The 21,492-nt window shown below is 70.3% G+C and carries 20 protein-coding genes, 1 tRNA gene and 1 other RNA gene; 9 read left to right on the top strand and 13 right to left on the bottom strand.

Going from position 1 to position 21,492, the window contains the following annotated elements; genetic code table 11:
• The first annotated feature begins 504 nt into the window (after positions 1-504).
• Together ACYVF3_RS04400 and ACYVF3_RS04395 are read left to right on the top strand one after the other, a co-directional pair.
• Positions 505-717, top strand: a complete 213-nt coding sequence (locus ACYVF3_RS04400) for a hypothetical protein (RefSeq protein WP_461152966.1) — start codon at positions 505-507, stop codon at positions 715-717.
• Complete coding sequence (locus tag ACYVF3_RS04395; RefSeq protein WP_461152965.1) at positions 714-2,330, top strand: alpha-amylase family protein; 1,617 nt, start codon at positions 714-716, stop codon at positions 2,328-2,330. The genes ACYVF3_RS04400 and ACYVF3_RS04395 overlap by 4 nt, the downstream gene beginning before the upstream one ends.
• Here the strand turns inward: ACYVF3_RS04395 and ACYVF3_RS04390 are convergent.
• The gene (locus tag ACYVF3_RS04390; RefSeq protein ID WP_461152964.1) at positions 2,319-3,230 is read right to left on the bottom strand and encodes a LysR family transcriptional regulator; all 912 of its coding nucleotides are present in this window, start codon (positions 3,228-3,230) and stop codon (positions 2,319-2,321) included. The two genes, ACYVF3_RS04395 and ACYVF3_RS04390, sit on opposite strands and share 12 nt — an antisense overlap.
• A 72-nt stretch (positions 3,231-3,302) precedes the next feature.
• Here ACYVF3_RS04390 and ACYVF3_RS04385 point away from each other — a divergent pair, with 72 nt between their 5' ends.
• Positions 3,303-4,202 (top strand): EamA family transporter, encoded by a 900-nt coding sequence (locus tag ACYVF3_RS04385; protein ID WP_461152963.1) that lies wholly within the window; start codon positions 3,303-3,305, stop codon positions 4,200-4,202.
• Positions 4,203-4,211: 9 nt separating this feature from the next.
• Here ACYVF3_RS04385 and ACYVF3_RS04380 read toward each other — a convergent pair whose 3' ends face one another.
• From ACYVF3_RS04380 to ACYVF3_RS04345, 8 genes are all read right to left on the bottom strand, one after another.
• The gene (locus ACYVF3_RS04380) at positions 4,212-4,388 is read right to left on the bottom strand and encodes a hypothetical protein (RefSeq protein WP_461152962.1); all 177 of its coding nucleotides are present in this window, start codon (positions 4,386-4,388) and stop codon (positions 4,212-4,214) included.
• 111 nt (positions 4,389-4,499) lie between these two features.
• The gene (locus ACYVF3_RS04375; protein WP_461152961.1) at positions 4,500-5,576 is read right to left on the bottom strand and encodes an ABC transporter ATP-binding protein; all 1,077 of its coding nucleotides are present in this window, start codon (positions 5,574-5,576) and stop codon (positions 4,500-4,502) included.
• A gap of 70 nt (positions 5,577-5,646) precedes the next feature.
• Positions 5,647-6,645, bottom strand: a complete 999-nt coding sequence (locus tag ACYVF3_RS04370) for an ABC transporter ATP-binding protein (protein WP_461152960.1) — start codon at positions 6,643-6,645, stop codon at positions 5,647-5,649.
• 12 nt (positions 6,646-6,657) lie between these two features.
• The gene (locus ACYVF3_RS04365) at positions 6,658-7,590 is read right to left on the bottom strand and encodes an ABC transporter permease (protein WP_461152959.1); all 933 of its coding nucleotides are present in this window, start codon (positions 7,588-7,590) and stop codon (positions 6,658-6,660) included.
• 6 nt (positions 7,591-7,596) lie between these two features.
• Entirely contained in the window at positions 7,597-8,607 is a 1,011-nt protein-coding gene (locus ACYVF3_RS04360; protein WP_461152958.1) for an ABC transporter permease, read from the bottom strand.
• Positions 8,608-8,691: 84 nt separating this feature from the next.
• On the bottom strand, positions 8,692-10,386 hold the full coding sequence (locus tag ACYVF3_RS04355) for an ABC transporter substrate-binding protein (protein WP_461152957.1): 1,695 nt from the start codon (positions 10,384-10,386) through the stop codon (positions 8,692-8,694).
• 333 nt (positions 10,387-10,719) lie between these two features.
• Entirely contained in the window at positions 10,720-11,316 is a 597-nt protein-coding gene (gene recR / locus ACYVF3_RS04350; RefSeq protein WP_461152956.1) for a recombination mediator RecR, read from the bottom strand.
• 16 nt (positions 11,317-11,332) lie between these two features.
• Complete coding sequence (locus ACYVF3_RS04345) at positions 11,333-11,653, bottom strand: YbaB/EbfC family nucleoid-associated protein (RefSeq protein ID WP_222429403.1); 321 nt, start codon at positions 11,651-11,653, stop codon at positions 11,333-11,335.
• Between the two features lie 220 nt (positions 11,654-11,873).
• Here ACYVF3_RS04345 and ACYVF3_RS04340 point away from each other — a divergent pair, with 220 nt between their 5' ends.
• Positions 11,874-13,676, top strand: coding sequence for a S9 family peptidase (locus ACYVF3_RS04340; RefSeq protein WP_461152955.1), 1,803 nt, complete (start codon positions 11,874-11,876; stop codon positions 13,674-13,676).
• Between the two features lie 6 nt (positions 13,677-13,682).
• Here the strand turns inward: ACYVF3_RS04340 and ACYVF3_RS04335 are convergent, their stop codons facing one another.
• Positions 13,683-15,944, bottom strand: a complete 2,262-nt coding sequence (locus ACYVF3_RS04335) for a DNA polymerase III subunit gamma and tau (protein ID WP_461152954.1) — start codon at positions 15,942-15,944, stop codon at positions 13,683-13,685.
• Between the two features lie 58 nt (positions 15,945-16,002).
• An RNA gene (gene ffs, locus ACYVF3_RS04330) (signal recognition particle sRNA small type) lies at positions 16,003-16,097 on the bottom strand.
• Positions 16,098-16,218: 121 nt separating this feature from the next.
• Here ffs and ACYVF3_RS04325 point away from each other — a divergent pair.
• Positions 16,219-16,304: transfer RNA gene (locus ACYVF3_RS04325), tRNA-Ser, on the top strand.
• A 183-nt stretch (positions 16,305-16,487) separates the two neighbouring features.
• Here ACYVF3_RS04325 and ACYVF3_RS04320 read toward each other — a convergent pair.
• A complete protein-coding gene (locus tag ACYVF3_RS04320; RefSeq protein WP_461152953.1) occupies positions 16,488-17,213 on the bottom strand; it encodes an SDR family oxidoreductase in 726 nt (241 codons plus the stop codon).
• A 61-nt stretch (positions 17,214-17,274) separates the two neighbouring features.
• Between ACYVF3_RS04320 and ACYVF3_RS04315 the strand changes: the two genes are divergently transcribed.
• The 4 genes from ACYVF3_RS04315 to ACYVF3_RS04300 all read left to right on the top strand — a co-directional run bounded on the left by ACYVF3_RS04315 (position 17,275) and on the right by ACYVF3_RS04300 (position 20,703).
• Positions 17,275-17,670 (top strand): MerR family transcriptional regulator, encoded by a 396-nt coding sequence (locus ACYVF3_RS04315; protein WP_461152952.1) that lies wholly within the window; start codon positions 17,275-17,277, stop codon positions 17,668-17,670.
• A 109-nt stretch (positions 17,671-17,779) separates the two neighbouring features.
• The gene (locus tag ACYVF3_RS04310; RefSeq protein WP_461152951.1) at positions 17,780-18,304 is read left to right on the top strand and encodes a pyridoxamine 5'-phosphate oxidase family protein; all 525 of its coding nucleotides are present in this window, start codon (positions 17,780-17,782) and stop codon (positions 18,302-18,304) included.
• A 183-nt stretch (positions 18,305-18,487) separates the two neighbouring features.
• Positions 18,488-19,849 (top strand): FAD-binding oxidoreductase, encoded by a 1,362-nt coding sequence (locus ACYVF3_RS04305; RefSeq protein ID WP_461152950.1) that lies wholly within the window; start codon positions 18,488-18,490, stop codon positions 19,847-19,849.
• 140 nt (positions 19,850-19,989) lie between these two features.
• Positions 19,990-20,703 (top strand): RICIN domain-containing protein, encoded by a 714-nt coding sequence (locus ACYVF3_RS04300; protein ID WP_461152949.1) that lies wholly within the window; start codon positions 19,990-19,992, stop codon positions 20,701-20,703.
• A gap of 62 nt (positions 20,704-20,765) precedes the next feature.
• On the opposite strand, the gene ACYVF3_RS04295 is transcribed toward ACYVF3_RS04300, so the two are convergent.
• Positions 20,766-21,335 (bottom strand): DUF4232 domain-containing protein, encoded by a 570-nt coding sequence (locus ACYVF3_RS04295; protein WP_461152948.1) that lies wholly within the window; start codon positions 21,333-21,335, stop codon positions 20,766-20,768.
• Positions 21,336-21,492: the final 157 nt, after the last annotated feature.

Below are 21,492 nucleotides of genomic sequence, written 5' to 3'. Positions count from 1 at the left end.
TCGGCAGCGCAGTTCGGCTCCTGCAAGGGTACGGACTGCGACACGCTCGCCGCCGGGGACCGGGTGACCGAAAATCGCCGGTCACGGGCACAACTCGGGCAACAGGAAGCAACAGGGCAGGACAAGGAGCGACAGGGCAGGACGGGAAGACCCAGGGCAGGGCAGAGGACGGTTCGTGGGGTGGGGAAGTTTTCATGAAAACTTCCCCACCCCACGAACCAGGACTGGAGGGACGTCGGTCACTCGATTTCGGGGTAACCGACTAGACCAAAGTTGGTATTGCGCCAGGCCGGCACCGGGCACTATGGACTCACGTCGCAGGGACGAAGGCGACGCCCTTGGGGGAAAACTAGTTGAGGGGAAGCGGCCGGAGACGGGGGACACGTCGGGGCATAGCCGCTTCTCCTCTTCTATTCCTCCCGGCCTTCTTCCGGCCCCCATCCGTCACTCGAACGGTCCACGGAACTTGATGTTCGACGGTTCGCACGGTTCAGTGATGTGGCTATGTGGCCGACCGAGGATCCGACGGAGCAGCTGCGCTGGCGCATCGAGTGCGCCACGACCAACGGCAGCGGGAACGTGACCGTGCTGGTCATGGGCGATCGCGTCGGAGTCGTGCTGCCCCCGGGCGACACCTTGATCTTCACCGCCGAGGAGGCGGACAGCCTCGCCTACCTGGTGGAGAAGGCGATCGGCTACACCTCGGTGCCGCGATGAGCCTCATCGACGCGGACCTCAGCTTCGACCCACGGGATCCGCGGTTCCCGGTGCCCGGCGCTGCGCTGACCTGGTCTGCGCAGGTGTTCACCACCGACAACGGCTACGGCCTCCGGCCGGCCGACCCGCTCGTCGAGGCGGACCGCGTGCACCTGCGCACCGGCTACGCCTCGCTCGGCCAGCAGCGGACCGTCGACGCCGGTGAGGTCGAGATCGAGGTCTCCCTCTCCGACGGCGTCCTGACCTGGTCCATCACCGCGCGGCACGCCGAGCCGATCAAGGCCGTCAAGCTGATGCTGCGCGGCCTGCCGCAGGAGCAGCTCAGCGCCGGCTGGTGGACGGCCAACACCGGCCGCTCGCACGCTCACCACGAGCGGTTCCAGCTGGAGCACCCGGGCCCGGAGTGGGCGACGCCGTGGGTCGCGGTCGGCACCGAGACCGACTGCTCGACGCTGAGCGTGCGGGACCCCTCGGTTCGCAGGCACGTCCTGCACGTCCACCAGCCCGCGCACTCCCCCGAACCGGTCGTGGAGCTGCTGCACGTGCCCGCGGCCTCGGCGCGCGGGACCACCTGCCAGGTCCCGGAGATCCGGCTGCGCGCGAACGCCGGCTCGGTCGATCAGGACCTGGACGAGCACCTGCGGTTCGTCGAGGCGGCGCACGGGCTGGTGCCGTGGGAGTCCCGCCCGGACGTGCCGGACTGGCTGCGCGACACCTCGCTGGTCGTCACGCTGCACGGCCAGCACTGGACCGGCTACGTGTTCAACACGTTCTCGCAGATGGGCGAGGCCCTGCGGTTCATCGCCCAGCACATCGACCCGCACCGGGTGCTCGCGTACCTGCCCGGCTGGGAGGGCCGCTACTACTACGCCTACCCGCGCTACCGGCCGGGAGAGGACCTCGGCGGAGCGGACGGGTTCGCCGAGCTGGTCCGCACCGCGCACGAGCTGGGGTTCCGGTTGATGCCGATGTTCGGCGGGCACGGGGCCAACGTGACGCAGTACCCGGACTGGGAGCGGGCGGTGATGCGCAACGACACCGACCGGTACGTCGAGCTGCTCAACCGCCCCGACTGGGACTCCGACCGCGCGGGCGAGGGCGACCAGGTCTTCCTCAACCCGGCCGAACCCGGGTTCCGCGCGCACCTGGTCGAATCGATCTCCGCTCTTGTCGAGGAGTTCGGCGTCGACGCCGCGTTCCTGGACACCGTGGGCTACTACTTCAACGATCCCCGCCACGACGTGTTCGACGGCTACCGGCTGCTGGTCGAGGAGCTCCACCACCGCCACCCCGGCCTGGTGCTGGCCGCCGAGGGCTGGTGGGACGCGCTGAGCGCGCTGTTCCCGCTGAGCCAGCAGTGGTTCGGCACCGACCGCGATCTGCGCGCTCCCCGCGTCCTGTCGCGCTACGCCCGCACGACCGGGCACCTGGCCGAGGGCACCCCGGGACGCGGCAGCACGGGCGTGCACGAGAAGGGCTACATCCCGAGACCGCCGGACGTCGTGCGCGAAGGTCACCTGCCGGTCGTCGGCGTCGTGGACGACACCGTCGCGCTGCACGGCGACGAGCTGGCGGCCATCTGCCGGTGGGCCGCCGCGAACTCACCCCGGTGAGTTCGCCTCCGTCCGGGCGCGCGCTTCGGCGGTGAGCGCGTCGAGGGCGACCTGGACGGCCGGGCGTTCGGTGGCGCCCTTGCGGGAGACGACCTCGATGTTGCGGCCCGCCCGGACGCCGGCCAGCGGGCGCATCACCAGGTGGTTGCTGTTGATCGTGTACCTCGGCAGCAGCGCGATCCCGTGACCTGCGGCGACGAGCGCTTCGGTGACGCGGAAGTCGTTGATGCGCTGGACGACGGTCGGCCGCACCCCGGTGCGCACGGCCAGCGAGCGCAGCACGTCGTCGACCGGGAAGCCGATGTCCACGCTCAGCCACGGTTCGCCGACCAGCTCGGTGAGCTCGACGCGTTCCCGGTCCGCCAACGGGTGGCCCAGCGGCATCGCCACGTCCAGCGGCTCGCGCAGCAGCGGTGTCACCGAGACCCGGTCGCCCTCGTGCGGCGGGGCCTGGTCGTCCCGGTGCGTCACGACGAGGTCGAAATCGGCTGTCAGGCGGGAGACCTCGGAGGGGATCATGTCGACGTCGCGGGCCTCCAGCCGGACGTCCGGGTGCTCGGCGATGCGCTGCAGCACACCGGGGAGCAGCAGGAACGCGCCGGACGGGAACATCGCCACGCGCACGACACCGCGCGGCGACGAGCGGTAGGAGTCGAGCTCGGCCTCGGCGCGGTCCAGCGAGGCCAGCACCTCGTCCGCCCGGGTCGCCAGCGCCCAGCCGGCGTCGGTGAGCCGCAGCCCGCGCCCGGCCGGCTCGGTGAGCCGCACCCCGACCTCCGCCTGCAGGGCCCGGATCTGCTGGGACACCGAGGAGGGCGTGTAGGACAGGGCGTGGGCGACCGCGGTGACCGTGCCGCGATCAGCCAGTTCGCGCAGGAGTCTCAGCCTGCGAACGTCCATAGAGGAATCCTACACACTACGTGCAGATAGCTTCGCTTGTCCTTCACAGACGCGGACAGCAGGCTGACCGGTATGACCGCACGAGATCGCCTCCTGGCGGTGGTCGTCGCAGTGTTCTGGGGCGGCAACTTCATCGCGCTCGACCAGGGGCTGGAGCACTTCCCGCCGTTCTTCTTCGCCGGACTGCGCTTCGCGGTGCTGCTACCGATCCTGCTCTTCGTGCCCCGCCCGAAGGTGAGGTGGCGCTGGCTGATCGGCTACGGCCTGTTCTTCGGGACCCTGCAGTTCGCGTTCCTGTTCGTCGCGATGAAGATCGGCATGCCCACCGGGCTCGCCTCGCTGGTGCAGCAGGGGTCGGCGCCGTTCACCGTCGCCCTGGGAGCGCTGCTGCTGCGGGAGAAGATCACCGGGGTGCAGCTGCTGGGCATCACCACGGCGGTGCTGGGCATGGTCGCCATCGGCTGGCACCGCTCGCAGACCGCGACGCTGCTGCCGATGCTGATCACCTTGTGCGGGGCGTTCTCGTGGGCGCTGGGCAACCTGTGCAGCCGCAAGGCCGAGGCGCCGAACCCGCTGCACCTGTCGCTGTGGATCGCGATCGTCCCGCCGCTGCCGATGTTCGCGGCGTCCGCGCTGTTCGAGGGGCCGACGACCGGGTGGAGCGCCGTCGCCACGGTCCTGGAATCACCGACCGGGCCCTCCGCGCTCGCCGGACTGGCCTACACGTCGCTGCTGGCCACGGTCGTCGGATCCGGCCTGTGGACGACGTTGCTCAGCAAGTACCCGGCCAGCACCGTCGCGCCCTTCTCCCTGCTGGTGCCGGTCGTCGGGTTCAGCACGGCGTGGCTGATCCTCGGCGAGCAGCCGCACCCCTTCGAACTCGCCGCGGGGGCGGTCGTGGTCACCGGCGTGCTGCTGGGCAGCATGCGCCTCGCCCGGCGCCCGTCGACGCTGGAACCGGTGCCCGCGTGAGCACCCTCGTCAGCTCACCGGGCCCTTCTCGAAATCCGGGTTGCGGACGTGCACGCCGTTGCCGACCGGGCAGTCGAAGAGCACCAAGGCCTCGTGGGACTCGGCGACCAGCCGGGCGGCGATGGCTTCGTCCAGAATCGCCCGATGCTCGCACGCCGAGCACCTGAGCGCGCTGCTGTACCTCACGCGCGAACTCCCTTCCCCAGCCGGGCATCCTATGTGGACGCAGGCCTCGGGGGAACGGGTTAGGTGGGGTGGGGAAGTTTTCATGAAAACTTCCCCACCCCACCCACCAGGTCACGAGTTCGACGGGACCAGGTCCACCGCCTCCGGACCGACTTGGTGAGGCTGGATCTCGCCGTCGCGGATCTGCTCGGCGTAGTGGCAGGCGACCCGGTGACCGGTCGCGAGCTCGCGGAGGGCGGGGCGCTCGGTGTCGCAGCGCTCCTCCTGCCGCCACGGACAGCGGGTGTGGAAGCGGCAGCCCGACGGAGGGTTCGCGGGCGAGGGCAGGTCACCCGAGAGCAGGATCTGCTCGCGGCCGTCCTCGACCTGCGGGTCCGGCACCGGAACAGCCGAGAGCAACGCCTTGGAGTACGGGTGCAGCGGTTCCGCGTAGAGGTCGTCCGACGCGGACTCCTCGACGATCCCGCCCAGGTACATCACGCCCACCCGGTCGGCGATGTGGCGCACCACGGCGAGGTCGTGCGCGATCACCAGGTAGGTCAGGCCGAACTCCTCCTGCAGGTCCTCCAGCAGGTTCAGCACCTGGGCCTGCACCGAGACGTCCAGCGCCGACACCGGCTCGTCGGCCACCACCAGCTCCGGTCCCACTGACAGCGCGCGGGCGATGCCGATGCGCTGCCGCTGCCCGCCGGAGAACTCGTGCGGGTACTTGCGCAGCGCGGTCGGCGGCAACCCGACGGCGTCGAGCAACTCGCGCAGCCGCTTGTCGGTGGACGCCTTGTCGCCGGCCATGCCGTGCGCGCGCATCCCCTCCACCAGCAGCGATTCCACCGACTGGCGCGGATCGAGCGAGGACAGCGGGTCCTGGAAGACCATCTGCATCCGCTGCCGCATCCTGCGCAGCTTCTCGCCCTTCATGCCCGACAGGTCGGTCCCGGAGAAGACGACCTTGCCGCCGGTGGGCTGCTCCAGCCGCAGCACCGCCCGGCCCAGCGTCGACTTGCCGCAGCCGGACTCCCCGACCAGACCGTAGGTCTCACCGCGGCGGATGATCAGCGACACCCCGTCGACCGCGAAGACGTGGCCGACCGTCCGGTCCAGCACCACGCCCTTCTTGATCGGGAAGTGCACCTTCACGTCGTCGAGCTCGACGAGCACGTCGTCGGTGTTCGTCACGTTCTCGCTCATGACGCCCCTCCGTCCTGCGGGACACCCGCACCCGGTCGACTCACATGAGCGACGAGCCCGCAATTTTCGCTCATGACGCCTCCACGCTCTTCGTGATCGGTTCGCGGACCGGGTTGTGGCAGCGCAGCAGGCGCGCGCCGACGTCGATGCTCACCTCGGGGGTTTCGCGCTCGCAGATCTCGGTGGCGTTGGGGCAGCGCGGGCAGAACGCGCAGCCGGTGTCCCACGGGATGTTGTCGGCCACCGAGCCGGAGATCGGCGAAAGCCGTTGCCCACGAGGGGAATCCAGCCTCGGGATCGAGGCGAGCAGACCCGAGGTGTAGGGGTGCTTGGGCCGGGCGAACAGCTCGTGCCTGGCCGCCCGTTCCACCACGCGCCCCGCGTAGAGCACGTTCACCTCGTCGCACAGGCCGGCCACCACGCCCAGGTCGTGCGTGATCATGATCAGCGCGGTGTCGGTCTCGGCGACCAGTTCCGAGAGCAGCTTGAGGATCTGCGCCTGGATCGTCACGTCCAGGGCCGTGGTCGGTTCGTCGGCGATGAGCAGCCGCGGCTTGCAGGCCAGCGCCATCGCGATCAGCGCCCGCTGCCGCATCCCGCCGGAGAGCTGGTGCGGGTATTCCTTCAGCCTGCGGTTCGGGTCCGGGATGCCCACCTTGCGCAGCAGCTCCTCGGCCTCGGGCATCGCCTCCTTGCGAGGCAGACCCCGGTGCCGCTCGATGACCTCGGAGACCTGCAACCCGATGGGAACGACCGGGTTCAGCGAGGTCAGCGGGTCCTGGAACACCATGCTCAGGTCCTTGCCGCGCCGGGCGTCGAGCTCCTTCTTGGGCAGTCGCAGCAGGTCCGCCCCGTCGAAGGACACCGAACCGGAGACCTCCGCGCCGCGCGAGGGCAGCAGTCCCATGATCGCCAGCGAGGTCACCGACTTGCCGCAGCCGGACTCCCCGACCAGGCCGACGGTCTTGCCCGGCTCGACGTCGAAGGAGATCCCGTCGACCGCGGTCACCGGCGGCTCGCCCTTGCGGGCGAAGACCACGGAGAGGTCGCGAACTTCCAGCAGTGCCATTGCCATCTCCCCTTACCGGCGCCGCTTGGGATCGAGCGCGTCGCGCAACGACTCGCCGACCAGCGTGAACCCGAAGGCGACCAGGATGATGCACCCCGCGGGCCAGAACGCCAGCTGCGGATGCGAATCGATGATGTTCTGCGCGCCGCCGAGCATCTGGCCCCACTCCGGAACCGAGTCGTCCGCGGCGCCCAGTCCGAGGAAGGACAGCGCCGCCGCGTCGATGATGGCCACCGCCAGCACCAGCGTGGCCTGCACGATCACCGGCCCGAGTGCGTTGGGGAGCATGTGCCGGAACACGATCGCGCTCTCCTTCACCCCGAGCGCCCGCGCCGCCAGCACGTGGTCGCTGGCCCGTTGCGCCAGCATCGTGCCGCGCAGCAACCGCCCGAAGATGGGGACCTGCACGATCGCCACCGCGAGGATCACGGTGAACTGGGTCTGCTCGGCGAACAGCGCGCCGATCGACACCGCCAGCAGGAGCGAGGGGACCGACAGCATCACGTCGGCGATCCGCATGACCAGCGCGTCCACCCAGCCGCCGAACGCGCCCGCGAGCAGACCGAGGACGAGACCGCCGCCGAGCCCGATCACCGTCGCCAGCACCGCGACCAGCAGCGTCTGCTGCGACCCCAGCAGGATCCGGGACAGCAGGTCCCGGCCGTACTGGTCACCGCCGAGCGGGAACCCGGGCTGCGCGGGCGGAATCGTGTTGTCCGCGCGCGAGACCTGCGATTCCAGCAGCCGCTGCGCCGGATCGTGCGGCGCCAGCAGCGGAGCCAGCAGGGCCAGCAGCACGAACGCCACGATGACCAGCGCGCCCACGAGGAACACCGGGTTGCGCCGCAACCTGCGCCAGGCGGACGCTGCCAGGCTGACACCCGCGTCGGAGGCCGTGTCCGCCAGCGCGTCCAGCTTGTCCTTGCGCTGCGTGTTGAGCACCATCGTCCCTCACCGTGTCCGCAGTCGTGGGTCGATCAACGCGTACGAGAGGTCGACGACGAGGTTGACCAGCACGTAGACCATCGCTGAGGCGAGGATGACCACCTGGAGCACCGGGAAGTCCTTGCGCTCGAAGCCGATCGCGACCGCCTGCCCGATGCCCGCGATGTTGAACACCCGCTCGGTGAGCACCGCCCCCGCCAGCAGCGCACCGGTCTGCAGGCCGATCGTGGTCACCACCGGGAGCATCGCGTTGTGCAGGATGTGCCTGCTCCGAATCACCATCGGCCCCAGGCCCTTCGCCCGCGCGGTGCGGACGTAGTCCTCGTCCATCACGTCGAGCACCGCGGCCCTGGTGATCCGGAAGATCACCGCGAACGGGATGGTGGACAGCGCGATGGCCGGCAGGATCAGGTGCACGAACGCGTTCCAGGACGCGTCCCACTCCCGGGTCAGCAGACCGTCGAGGATGTAGAAGCCGGTGACGCGGGTGGCGTTGATCGCCGAGTCCTGCCGCCCGGACGCGGGCAGCGCGCCGAGCTCGATGGCGAAGACGAACTTCAGCAGGAACGCCAGGAAGAACACCGGCACCGCGACGCCCACCAGCGACCAGGTGATGCTCAGGTTGTCCAGCCACCCCCCGCGCTTACGCGCCGCGAGGTATCCCAGCGGGACGCCGATCACCACGGCCAGCAGCAACGCCAGGATCGACAGCTCCAGCGTCGCCGGGAACCGGGTGATGAACACCTGCAGCGCGGAGTCACCGCGCTGCACCCCGGTCGACGTGCCGAAATCGCCGGTGACCGCCCGGCCCAGGAACTTGAAGTACTGCACGAAGATCGGCTGGTCCAGCCCGAGCGCCTTCTCGAGCTGCTCCCGCGCCGCCGGTGTGGCGCGGTCGCCCAGCAACGCCGACACCGGCCCGCCCGGCAGCATGCGCAGCCAGCCGAACAGCAGCATCGACAGGACGAAGACGACCAGCACCAGCTGGGCCAGTCGTCGGACAGTGAAGCGGAGCACGCGAAAACCCCCGTGTTCAAATCAGCGAACCCAGGCGCTGCGCGCGGACCGGCTCGCACCGGCTCCGCGCGCAGCGCTGGAGGATCACTGCTCCGAGACGCTCACCGAAGCGAACTCTTCGGCGGTCAGCGGAGAGGTCACCAGACCCTGGACTCGGGGGCTCGTCACGATCGCCGGCGGCGAGTGCGACAGCGGAACCGCGGGCAGGTACTCGGACAGCAGCTTGCGGTTGATGTCCTGGTACATCGTGGTGCGCTTGCCCTCGTCCGGCTCGGAGTCGGCCGCCCTCAGCTGCGCCGCCAGGTCCTCGCCCCACGGGGAGCCCGCGGTGTAGAAGCGGTTGGTCGGCGTGCCGAAGAAGGTGCCGATGAAGTTGTCCGGCGTGTTGTAGTCACCGGTCCAGCCGAGCAGGAAGATGTCGGCCTTGGCGTTGTCGACGTCGTCGATGTAGCCGCCGTTCCACGGCTTGCTCACCGGGTTGACGGTGATGCCGGCTTCGCGCAGGTCCTCGGCGAGGGCGTTGTAGATGCCCTGCGGGTCCGGCATGTAGGGCCGGGTGACCTCGGTCGGCCAGTAGAAGTTCACCGTCAGGTTCGACGCGCCCGCCTCGGCAAGCAGCTGCTTGGCCTTGGCCGGGTCGTGCGGGTACTGCTGCACGTCGGAGGCGTAGCCGTCCACGTTCTCCGGGTAGTACTGGGTCGCCACCGACGCGCCTTCCGGCAGGTTGGCCTTGACCAGCGTCTCCCGGTCCACCGCGTGCGCCAGCGCCTGCCGCACCTTGAGGTTCTGCAGCGCCGGGTTGTTCTTCTGGGTGATCCCCAGGTACATGATGTTGAACGGGTCGCGGACCTGGACGTTGTTGCCCGCGTCGCGCAGCGCCTTGAGATCTGCGGCGTTGGGCAGGTCGTACCCGTCGATCGAGCCGGACTCCAGCTCCTGCTTGCGGGCCGTCTCGTCCGGGATGATCCGGAAGATCAGCTCGTTGAGCTTGGTCTTCTCACCCCAGTAACCGTCGTTGCGGACCAGCTTGATGGTGCCGTTGGACTGGTCGTAGGAGTCGAACTTGAACGGCCCGGTGCCGGTCGGGTGGGCCTTGGCGTACTCGGGGTAGACGAAGCTGTCGCCCTGCGCCTTGACGTCGTTGGCCTTGTACTGCTCCATCGCCGTCGGCGACTGCATGCTGAACGACGGAAGCCCCAGCAGGTCGGGGAACTTCGAGGTCGCGCGGGTCAGGTGCACGACCGCGGTCGTCGGGTCCGGGTTCTCGCAGTTCTGGAACAGCGAGGGCGCCTTGCCGTCGGCGAAACCGCCGAAGTTCTCGATCCAGTAGTAGGACAGCGCGTTGTTCTGCCCCGCCCCGGTCTGGTTGTACCAGCGCTGGAAGTTCTTGCAGACCGCGTCGGAGTTGAAGTCTGTGCCGTCGTGGAACTTCACGCCGCTGCGCAGCTTGAACGTCCAGGTCTTGCCGTCGGGGGTGCGCTCCCAGCTCTCGGCCAGTGCCGGTTCGACGTCGACCGAGCCCGGCTTGAAGTTGACCAGGCCCTCCATCAGCTGGCGCGTGACGCGGAAGGTCTCGCCGTCAGAGGCGTAGAAGGGGTCGAAGAGATCGGGAGCACCGGCCGCACCGAAGGTGAGGGTGCCTCCTTCTCCGCCTCCCGACCCGCGTTCGGATTGCGCGCAGCCCGCCAGGGACGCAGCCGTGGTGAGGGCGATGCCGACGGTGATGATCCGACGCAGGGAGCGGGTTCCGCTTCGCCGCACCGATGGAGCTCTACTCATTGGATTTACCCACCCGTTTTGTGTCCATAGGTAGCAGAGTTCCGTGAGAGTAACCCTCGAAAGGAGGGGAATGGAACATTCAAGGTCACGATCCTGCTACTTAGGCGATCCTTAGCAAACGTGGAGGAATCGGGCACCGAGAAAAGCTTCGTCAGAACTGCGCCATCCGTTGCGCGAGCGGGGGCGAGCAGGGCGATCGACCGCCAGAAGTCAAGGCCCTGGCGACAATTTTCCTCGTCGAATCGGAAGCGGCGCCTCACCTCCCGGTAACCGAGAAGAAAGGCGCCGCCCTCAGCGATATTGATTTTTTCGCGTTTTCAACGTTTTCGCCTACTACATCGAACGCCGTCCGGAAAGGGCCCGGCCCAGCGTCAATTCATCGGCGAACTCGAGGTCTCCGCCCATCGGGAGACCGGAAGCGAGCCGCGTGACGTTCAGACCCGGGAAGTCGCGCAACATCCGCACCAAATACGTCGCCGTCGCTTCGCCCTCGGTGTTCGGGTCCGTCGCGATGATCACTTCGCTGATCTCGTCGGCCCCGATCCGGGCGAGCAGCTCCCGGACCCGGAGCTGATCCGGTCCGACGCCCGACAACGGATCCAGCGCACCGCCGAGCACGTGGTAGCGGCCCTTGAACTCGCGCGTGCGCTCCACCGCGAGCACGTCTTTGGGCTCCTCCACCACGCACACCAGCGTCTTGTCCCGCCGGGCGTCCCGGCAGATGCGGCAGGTCGTCTCCTCGGAGACGTTGCCGCAGACGTCGCAGAACACCACGCCCTCCTTGACCTGCTGCAGGACCTCCTGCAAGCGGGTCACGTCGGCCGGCTCGGCGGCCAGCAGGTGGAAGGCGATGCGCTGCGCGCTCTTCGGACCGATGCCGGGAAGCCGTCCCAGCTCATCGATCAAATCCTGTACCGGACCCTCGTACACGTCGACTCGCCTCGAATCACATGCCCGGCAGGCCGAGGTCGCCCAGGCCGCCGCCCAGACCACCCGTCAGCGGACCCATCTTCTGGGCCTGCATCTCCTGCGCGGCGCGGTTGGCATCGCGAACGGCCGCGACGACCAGGTCCGCGAGCGTCTCGGTGTCCTCCGGATCGGCCGCCTTCGGGTCGATCACCAGGCCCTTGAGCTCACCGGCGCCGGTGACCGTCGCGGTCACCAACCCGCCGCTGGCGCTCCCGGTGACCTCCGCATCGGCGAGCTCCTGCTGCGCAGACATCAGCTGCTCCTGCATCTTCTGCGCCTGTTCCATGATCTCTTGCATGTTCGGCTGGCCACCTGGCTGCACCGTTGACTCCTCCTCGCCCGGGTCAGTACCCCTGCGCGGGGCACAAGACCAGCGTAGAGGTTGTCCCGTTCTCGCTCTGAACTCACCTTGCGGGAGCGGTCCGGGTGGGGGAACCCAGGCCTCGGGGGGTGGCTGCGCCCCGGGACGGCTCCTCCCGCACTTGGTCCGCCATCACACGGCGTGAAAGGCTGATCACGTGACGCTGGACATCACGCGGCTGCTGGAGCTGACCACCTGGCGGGCGTTCGACGTGGCCGACGACGGACGGGTGCTCGCGGGCTGCGACGAGTCCGGTTCCGTGCAACTCGTGGAGCTCGTCGGCGACCGGCGCACCGAGCTCACGGCCCTGCCGGGCGCCGTGACCGGGCGCTACCTGCCCGGCGAGCGCGCCGTGGTGGTGCAGCACGACAGCGACGGCGACGAGCGCGGCCAGCTCTCGCTGCTGCGCCTCGACGACCGCCGCACCAGGCCCGCCCGACTGTCCGAACTGGAACCCCTGGTCCGCGACACCGACCACGTGCACCGGCTGCTCGACGTGCTCCCCGGCCGCATCGTCTACGCCACCAACCGCCGCAACGGCGTCGACTTCGACGTGGTGATCCGCAGCGTCGTCACCGGCGAGGAGCACGTCGTCTACGACGGCGGCGGGATGGTCGCCGAGGTCTCCCTCTCCCCGGACTCGCGCTTCGCCGGAATCACCGTGCCCGCCGCGAAACCCCTGTCGGACCAGGTGATCCTCGCCGACACCATGCCCGAGACCGGTGCCGACCGGCTGCGCGAGCTCACCGCCCACGACGAGGAAGGCCGCCACCTGCTGCCCGGCTGGCACGCCGGCGGGCTGCTCGTGACCAGCGATGCGGGCCGCGACCACACCGGCATCGCGCGGCTGGACCCGCGCACCGGCGAGCGCACGTGGCTGGTCACCTCCCCGTCGCACGACCTCACCGGCCGGGTGTCGCCGAACGGGCGCACCCTCCTGGTGTCGACCGCCGTCGACGGGTCGCACCGGCCCGCGCTGCACGACGCGGAGACCGGCGAACACCTGAGGGATCTCGTGCTGCCGACCGAGGGCTGGTGCGGCCACCCGCTGCCCGAACCGGTCTGGTCGCCGGACTCGCGGTTCGCGGCGCTCTCCTTCAGCTCCCCCACCGCACCCGGGGACGTGCTGCTCGCCGACACCGCCACCGGGACCTGCACACCGCTCACCTTCTCCGCCGCGCACCTGGCCGGCGAGAAACCGACCGAGCCGAGCGTGCACCGGGTTCCGGCCCGGGACGGCCAGCAGATCCCGTGCTTCCGCTACTCCCCCGCCGAACCGGACGGGTCGGCGGTGCTGCTCATCCACGGCGGGCCGGAGAGCCAGTCGGTGCGCGCCTTCAACCCGCTGGTGCAGGCGATGGTCGCGCAGGGGCACTCAGTGCTGGTGCCCAACGTCCGCGGCTCCACCGGCTACGGCAAGGACTGGTACTCCGCCGACGACGCCCGCAACCGCCTCGAATCCGTCGACGACCTCGCCGACCTGCACCGCTGGTTGCCCTCGGTGGGCCTGGACCCGTCGCGGGCGGCGCTGTGGGGCGGTTCCTACGGCGGGTACATGGTGCTGGCCGGACTCGCCTTCCAACCCGAGCTGTGGGCAGCGGGAGTCGACATCGTCGGCATCTCGTCGCTGGTGACGTTCCTGGAGAACACCGCGCCCTACCGCCGGGCGCACCGGGAACGCGAGTACGGGAGCCTCGCCGCCGACGCGGACTTCCTGCGCGAGGCGTCCCCGCTGACCCGCGCTTCGGCCATCACCGCACCGCTGTTCGTCCTGCACGGCGCCAACGATCCGCGAGTTCCGCTGAGCGAGGCCGAGCAGATCGTGAACGCGTTGCGCGCCAACGACGTTCCGTGCGAGTTCCACGTCTACGCCGACGAGGGGCACGGTCTGGCCAAGCGCTCCAACCGCTTGGACGCCTACCCGAAGGCGCTCGACTTCCTGGCCCGCCGACTCGGCTGAGGCCGCTCAGCCCTCGATGCGGCGGGCGCCCAGCTCACGCTCGAAGAGCTCGACCGCGGCCCTGTCCGGGTCGGGGCCGACGCGCGCACCCGCCTCCAGCGGGGAGGACTCGGCCAGCATCGACTCCGGGTCCTCGTCGTCCGACGGCGCGGGGGGCTGCGGCTCCGCCTTCTTGGGCTCCGGGCGCTGCGGCTCCGGGGGCGGCGGGACGTCGTCCGGCGGAGGGGGTTCCTCGTCCGGCGGTTCCGGCGGCGGCGGGATGTCATCGGGTTCCGGCGTGCGCGGGATGGAACCACCACGCGCACCACCGGTGCCGCGCTGCTGCGCGCCGCCCTGGCCGTTGCCACCGTTCCCGGCGCTCTGCCCGTTGCTGCTGGGCCCGTTGCCGCTGGAACCGTTGCCGCTGGAGGACTTCGGCTCCGGCGGGCGCTCGGCGGCGGGCTGCGGGCGCTGCGGTGGTTGCGGCGGCTGCTTCGGCGCCGCCGGGCGAGCCGGTGGTGCAGCCCCGGCCTCCACGCACTGGATGTCCCACTCGCCGCCGACGACCTCGCGCAGCGACTCCCGGACGAAGTCCAGTCGCCGCTGCTGCGCGAGCTGCTTGACCAGCCCGGACGTCGGCATCGACAGCACCAGGACGCCGTCGTTGAGGTCCTGCACGGTGGCGTTGAGCAGCAGGGCCTGGGTCGGCCGGTTCCGCTTCGCGACGCCTTGCAGCACGTCGGTCCACACCCGCCGCACCGCGGCGGCGTCGAAGCCGCTGGGAGCCGACGCCGCGGGCTGCGCGGGTTCCGGAGCCGGTTCGGGCGACGGCTGCGGCTCGGGGCGCTGCGGTTCGGCCGGACGCTGGTTCTGCGCGGGCTGGGCCGGGGCGGCCGGTGCGGCTGCGGGCTTCGGCTCGGGCTGCGCAGCCGGGCGCTGCGGCGCAGGATCCGGCGCGGCCTTCTCCTGCGCGGCGGGGGTTTCCGGCGCGGCGGGCGCCTCGGCCTGCTGGGCGTCCTCGGCGGCGGCCCGCTCGTGCGGACGCTGGAAGACCCGCTTCGGCTTGTCGCCCTCACCCGAAACCGCAGCCGGGGCACCGGGTTCTGCGGCCGGAGCGTCACCCGGCGCGATCGTCATCCGACGCTCGACGCGTTCGAGCCGTTGCAGCAGAGCGGTTTCCGAGTCCGACACGGCCGGCAGCAGCATCCGCGCGCACAGCAGTTCCAGCAGCAGGCGGGGCGCGGTGGCGCCGCGCATCTCGGAGAGTCCGGTGTGGACGATCTCGGCGAACCGGGACAGCGTGGCCGCGCCCAGCTGCTCGGCCTGCTGCTGCATCCGGGTCAGCTCGTCGCCCGCGGTCTCCACCAGGCCGCGCGCGCCCGCGTCCGGGACCGAGCTGAGCAGCACCAGATCGCGCAGGCGGTCGAGCAGGTCGGAACCGAAGCGACGCGGGTCGTGCCCGGCCTCCACCAGCCGCTCGACCGTGCCGTAGACCGACGCGGCATCGCCCGCCGCGAGGGCGTCGACCATGTCGTCGATCAGCGCGACGTCGGTGACCCCGAGCAGCGCGACGGCCCGCTCGTAGGTGACGCCGTCGTCCCCGGCACCGGCCAGCAGCTGGTCGAACACGCTCAAGGTGTCGCGCGCCGAACCACCACCGGCCCTGATGACCAGCGGGAACACCGCGGGCTCGACCGTCACGCCCTCGTCGGCGCAGATCCGCTCCACCAGCTCGCGCATCACGCCCGGCGGCATCAGCCGGAACGGGTAGTGGTGCGTCCGGGACCGGATGGTGGTCAGCACCTTGTCCGGCTCGGTGGTCGCGAAGACGAAGATCAGGTGTTCCGGAGGCTCCTCGACGATCTTCAGCAGGGCGTTGAAGCCCTGCGTGGTGACCATGTGGGCCTCGTCGATGATGAAGATCCGGTACCGCGACTGGGCCGGCGCGAAGAACGCGCGGTCCCGCAGCTCGCGGGTGTCGTCGACACCGCCGTGGCTGGCCGCGTCGAGCTCGACGACGTCGACGCTGCCGCCGCCTTCGGGCGCGAGCGCCACGCAGGAGTCGCACTCACCGCACGGATCCGCAGTCGGTCCCTGCGCGCAGTTCAGCGACCGCGCCAGGATGCGCGCGCTGGAGGTCTTGCCGCAGCCGCGCGGGCCCGAGAACAGGTAGGCGTGGTTGATCCGTCCGGCGGCCAGCGCCGTGCGCAACGGCTCGGTGACGTGTTCCTGCCCGGCGACCTCGGCGAAGGTCGACGGACGGTACTTGCGGTAAAGGGCGAGCGCCACGGTCGGAACCCTACGCGGTCGGACTGACAACTCGGACCAGGGTGAGCTTCCCTGGAAAGTAAGGGGACCCCGTGCACCCGTCAGAGCCCGCTTACCCTTGCTGCCTTCCGGCCCTGGGGGAGTTCACAGGATGGACGCCGCACGAGGTCCACGGACAGTGTACCCAGACCGTCGCGGGCGCCGTCGAGCCGGGGGTGGAGGCGTCCGCCACCGGCGCCCGAAGCCCTCAGGCCCCCCACAGAACGCGCCGAAACCCCCTGCTAGGCTTCCGCACGGAGGATTGGCCGAGCGGCCTAAGGCGCACGATTGGAAATCGTGTTGGGTTCATAGCCCTCACGGGTTCGAATCCCGTATCCTCCGCAGGTCAGAGGCCCGGAAGCGACTCGCTTCCGGGCCTCTTGCATGTCCGGTCTCGGTTTTCGTCTCAGCAGACCTCGTCAAACCGGGTTCCAGCGGCCTCGGCTGCGCGGGGATGATCGCGCCCGAAGCCGGTGCGCGCCGGGACGGTGGGTCAGGGAATCCACTCCGCCCCGGGGCATCGGCTTACAGCTTGGCGACGTCGTGCGCGGCCAGCTGCGGATACAGAAGGGCCGGGTCCTCGCCGAGCCGGGACTTCCACCGGGCCGTCCGCCCGTCGGCCAGCACTTCGAGGGAACCGGCCTCAAGACCGTCCAGCGCCGCCCTGGAGATCACATCGGGGTCCGACTTCTCGTCCTCGACACCGGCCATCATGTCGGTGTCGACGCTCGCCATGGCCAGAGCCGTGACCTGGGTTCCCTGACCGGCGAGTTCGTACCGGATCCCGTTGGTCAGCGCCCAGGCCGCGGCCTTGGACGCCCCGTAGCCGTTGGAGTGCTCGTACGCCATCCACGCCATGACCGACAGCACGTTCAGCACGGCACCTCCGCCGTTGGCGCTCAGGACCGGCGCGAAGGCACGCACCATGCGCAGGGTGCCGAAGAAGTTGGTCTCCATCTCCAGCCGAATGTCCTCCTCCGCGCCGTCGGTGAGCCGGGCGAAGGTCGACACCCCGGCGTTGTTGACGAGCAGCGCCGTGTCGCCGGCCACCTCCGCGGCCCGGGCCACGGACGCGTCGTCGGTGACGTCCAGCTCGAGCGGGACGACACCGGGCATCTCGGGGACGGTCTCCGGTCGGCGGGCGGCCGCGTAGATCTTTCTGACGCCCCTGCGCCGCAACTCGGTGACGAAGCTGCGCCCAACACCCCGGTTCGCGCCTGTGACCAGCGCGATCTCGTTTCGAATGTCCATGCCCGCTACGCTAAATCCTCACGTCGACGTGAGGGTCAAGCGCGGGAAGGGAAATGAGCCGATGAAGATCGGAGAACTCGCACAGCGGGCCGGTGTGAGCGTGCGTGCGTTGCGCTACTACGAGGAACAAGGTCTGCTCAGCCCGGAGCGCACACCGTCGGGACAGCGCCGCTACTCCGAGGACACCGTCGAGGTGGTGCGCCTGTTCCAGCAGTTCTACGCGGCCGGCCTCAGCAGCCGTGCCATCGCGGCATTGCTGCCCTGCGTGAACAACGGGCGCACCACCGCCACCCAACGCCGCATGCTGCGCGTCGAACGAGACCGCCTCGCGGACAGGGTCGAAGAGATGGGCCACGCACTGCGCCGACTCGACCAGCTGATCACAGCCGCCGACAACCGCGGCGGTCCGGCTCACGACCACCCGTCGAGGACTGCGGGCAGCACGGTCGCCTCGTAGCGGGCGGCGAGCCGTGGTGCCCTGACCCCTGCCGTCCCGGTCGCCCCCGTCGGCGAAGGTTCGCGGTCGGCACCGATGAGTTCCGCTCGGTCGCGCGGTCAGTCCCGTCATGACCGAGACAGGGACACCCCGGAGCGCACCGATCACCACGCTCGACTCCCGGTTCAGCGAACCGGGCACCGGGCCGACCTCCTGGGCTGACGCGTTGCGGGTGATCGAGACCGCCGAACTGTTCTGGATCACCACCGTCCGCGCCGACGGGCGGCCGCACGTCACCCCGCTCCCGGCGGTCTGGCTCGACGACGCCCTCCACTTCTGCACCGGCGCCGCCGAGCAGAAGGCCGTCAACCTGCGCGCGAACCCGCACGTCGCCCTCACCACCGGGCGCGCTGACTGGGACCGCGGCCTGGACGTCGTCGTCGAGGGCGACGCCGTCCAGGTCACCGACGACGCCGCGCTGCGGCGGCTCGCCGCCGCGTGGCGCACGAAGTGGGACGGGTCCTGGCAGTTCGAAGCCCGCGACGGCGCCTTCCACCACCACGACGGCGGCGAAGCGCTGGTGTTCGCCGTGACCGTTGCCAAGGTCCTCGCCTTCGGCAAGGGCACGTTCACCCACACCCGGCACCGCTTCTGACCCCGGTGCCGCTCAGCCGAGCGGCGGGTTCGAACCGGCCGGGCACGACGGCCGCCGGATCTCGGTGGCGCCGGTTCTCCTGCGCTTCCCGGGCCGAACGTCTCTGTGCAGCGCACCGCATCGGTCGCACGGTTGCCCACGAGGCGAACGCGCGGAAGTGGAGCGGGGGCGGCTGTCGTGGCCATGACGATCGAACAACTGCGAGAACAGGTCCGCGGTCCGGTGATCACACCGCCGGACGCCGACTACGAGGAGGCCCGGCGGGTCCACAACGCGATGATCGACCTGCACCCCGCGGTGGTGATGCGCTGCGCCAACGCCGGTGACGTGCTGGCGGCCGTCGGCTTCGCCCGCGAGAACGGGGTGGACCTCGCGGTGCGCGGCGGCGGGCACAGCGTGCCCGGTTTCGGCACCTGCGAGGGCGGCGCCGTGGCCGACCTGTCCGGGATGCGCGGCGTGCGCGTCGACGCCCAGCGCCGGACCGCCCGCGCGGAGGGCGGCGCGACCTGGGGCGACTTCAACGCGGCCACGCACGCCTACGGGCTGGCGACCACCGGCGGCATCATCTCGACCACCGGCATCGGTGGGCTCACCCTCGGCGGCGGGATCGGCTACCTGGCCCGCGGACTGGGCCTGACCTGCGACAACCTCATCTCCGCCGACGTCGTGCTGGCTTCCGGCGAGGTCGTGGTCGCCGACGAGGAGCACCACCCGGACCTGCTGTGGGCGCTGCGCGGGGGCGGCGGCAACTTCGGCGCGGTGACGTCGTTCGAGTACCGGCTGAGCTCGGTGAGCGAGATCTACGGCGGCCCGATCTTCTTCGACATCGAGCACGCGGCGGACGTGCTGCGCGGATTCCGCGAGCTGATCGCCGACGCCCCCGAGGAGCTCGGGGCGTTCCCCGCGTTCCAGATCGCCCCACCGCTGCCGTTCATCCCGGAGGATCGGCACGGCCTCCCGCACATCGCGGTGGTGACCTGCTGGTCGGGACCGGTGGAGGAAGGTCCCGGGGCCGTGGCCGCGCTGCGCGATCTTGCTCCGGTGGCCGCAGAACACCTCGGCCCGATGCCCTACCCGGCGCTGAACTCGGCCTTCGACGCCCTGGTCCCGCCCGGACTGCAGCACTACTGGAAGGCCAACTTCGCCGCGGAGCTGACCGACGACATGATCGCCGCGCACGTCGAGCACGGGCCGCGCGTGCCGGTCGTGAACTCGACGGTGCACATCTACCCGATCAACGGTGCGTGCCACCGGGTTTCCCAGGACGACACGGCTTTCGCCTACCGGGACGCGAACTTCGCGACCGTCATCGCAGGCATGTGGCCGGACCCCGCGGACAACGAGACGAACACCGCTTGGGTGCGCGACTACTACGCGGCGACCGCCCCGCACTCCGAGGAAGGCGGTTACGTCAACTTCATGGCGGGCGACGACCAGGGCCGCGTCAAGGCGAACTACCGCGACAACTACGACCGGCTCGCCGAGATCAAGCGGCGCTACGACCCGGGAAACCTGTTCCACCTCAACCAGAACATCGGGCCCTGACACGACTCGGCCCGGCCGTACGTCCGATCGAGTGCCCCTGAACAAGTCGCCGGGACAGCGCCCGCTGCTCTGCTATACCGGTTTCACTCGCGGATCTTCACGCCGCACCGTTCAGCCTCCCGAAGAGGAATCCCACGCCCGTGCCGCAAGACCCGGAACCACACCACAGCCCGTCCACGTCCAACCGCCACGAGGGCCAGGCCGAGCACCTGGTGCAGGCAGGCCAGGTCTCCGGCGGCATCACGATCAACGCCGCCGACTCCCGCCGCCGGCGCGGGCCCTGGGGCGTGATCGGGGCGGTGGCGGCCACGCTGCTCATCGCTTACCTGCTGGCCCTCGCCATCGGCCAACCGCCCGGCCCCGAGAACCCACCGACCTCCGCCCCCGGGAACCCACCGCCCGAGAAGCCCCTGCCGGGACAGAAACAACTCCGCAGCCTCGAATCCGGACTCTGCCTCGCTTCCACCGCCGGGGGCTACGGCGTCGCGCAGTTGCCGTGCACCCAGAACCCCGCGCAGTTCTGGACCGCCGAGAACGTGGGGCCGCCGGGCAGCTTGACGACGTTCTCCCGGACCAGGGGCAAGGAGGACACCAAGATCTGCCTGGAACTTCCGGGGGTCGACTCGCAGCCTGCCGACACCGAGGTTCAAGTCGCTCACTGCAACACCAACCGCGGCGCGGACAACCAGCTGTGGCAGGTGGAGAACGGGGACAAGCCCGATACCTTCCGGATCCGCAACGACCGCAGCGAGCAACGGTGCCTGGCCCCAGGGGGCACCCAGCCCGGCGCCTCCTTGGTCATCAAGGACTGCGCGGCAGGCCGCGGCAGCCAGTGGGCGATCACCACCTCGTGACCCCCCATGCCGAAGGGGCCCGAAAGCCTGCTCGCTTCCGGGCCCCTTCGACGTGCGGGTGATCAGACGGAGGGCGCCGCTCCGGCGACCACCTGGCCGACCTCGATCACGTGCTGCTCGGCGCCGGCGTCCACCGCGCCCAGGTCCCAAGTGACCTCGCTGGTCGGGTCGATCGGGTCGCCGTGCGGGTTGGAGGCGCTCGGCGCGTCGAAGGTGAACGCCAGCGGGGTCTGCTGGGTGGCCTCCGGCTCCTGCAGGGTCCAGTGCAGCGGGATGTGCGCGGACGAACCGCTGCTCAGCACCACGTCAGGGGCGTCGGCCGGAGCCGTGCTGGACAGCAGAACGTCGTGCGCGCCGACCAGGTTGGTCACGGGCACGCCGTCGAGCTTGCACCGCTCGCCCTGCTTCGCGGTGATCTCAAGTGCCGCGTGGCGGTTGCTCATACCGGAATCGCCGGGGACCAACCGGACCGAGTACTGGTTCGAGGTGCACGGCAGAACGCTCGATCCGAGGTCGGTGACCGCAGCGCCCGTGGCGAGGCCGCTCGTCCCGACACCGACGAGAGCGCCGGCTCCCGCGGCGACGGCGGCAATCCCTGCGGCAACACCCAGAATCGACTTGCGCACGTTCATCGTCTTCCTCCACCGGTGAGGTCCGGGCGTGGGCCCGGACGGGGTCAGCGAGCGGCAATTCCCCAGCGCCGCAACTCACCCCGAAAGACGCCCGGAGAGGTGGGCGGGTTGAGCGGTGTGACATCCCCACCCGCGGAGCAACCTCCGGTCTCGTGAA

This window comes from Saccharopolyspora tripterygii (assembly GCF_054778355.1).
The sequence above is the reverse complement of the archived record's forward strand: the minus strand, read 5'-3'. Positions and strand labels throughout refer to the sequence as shown.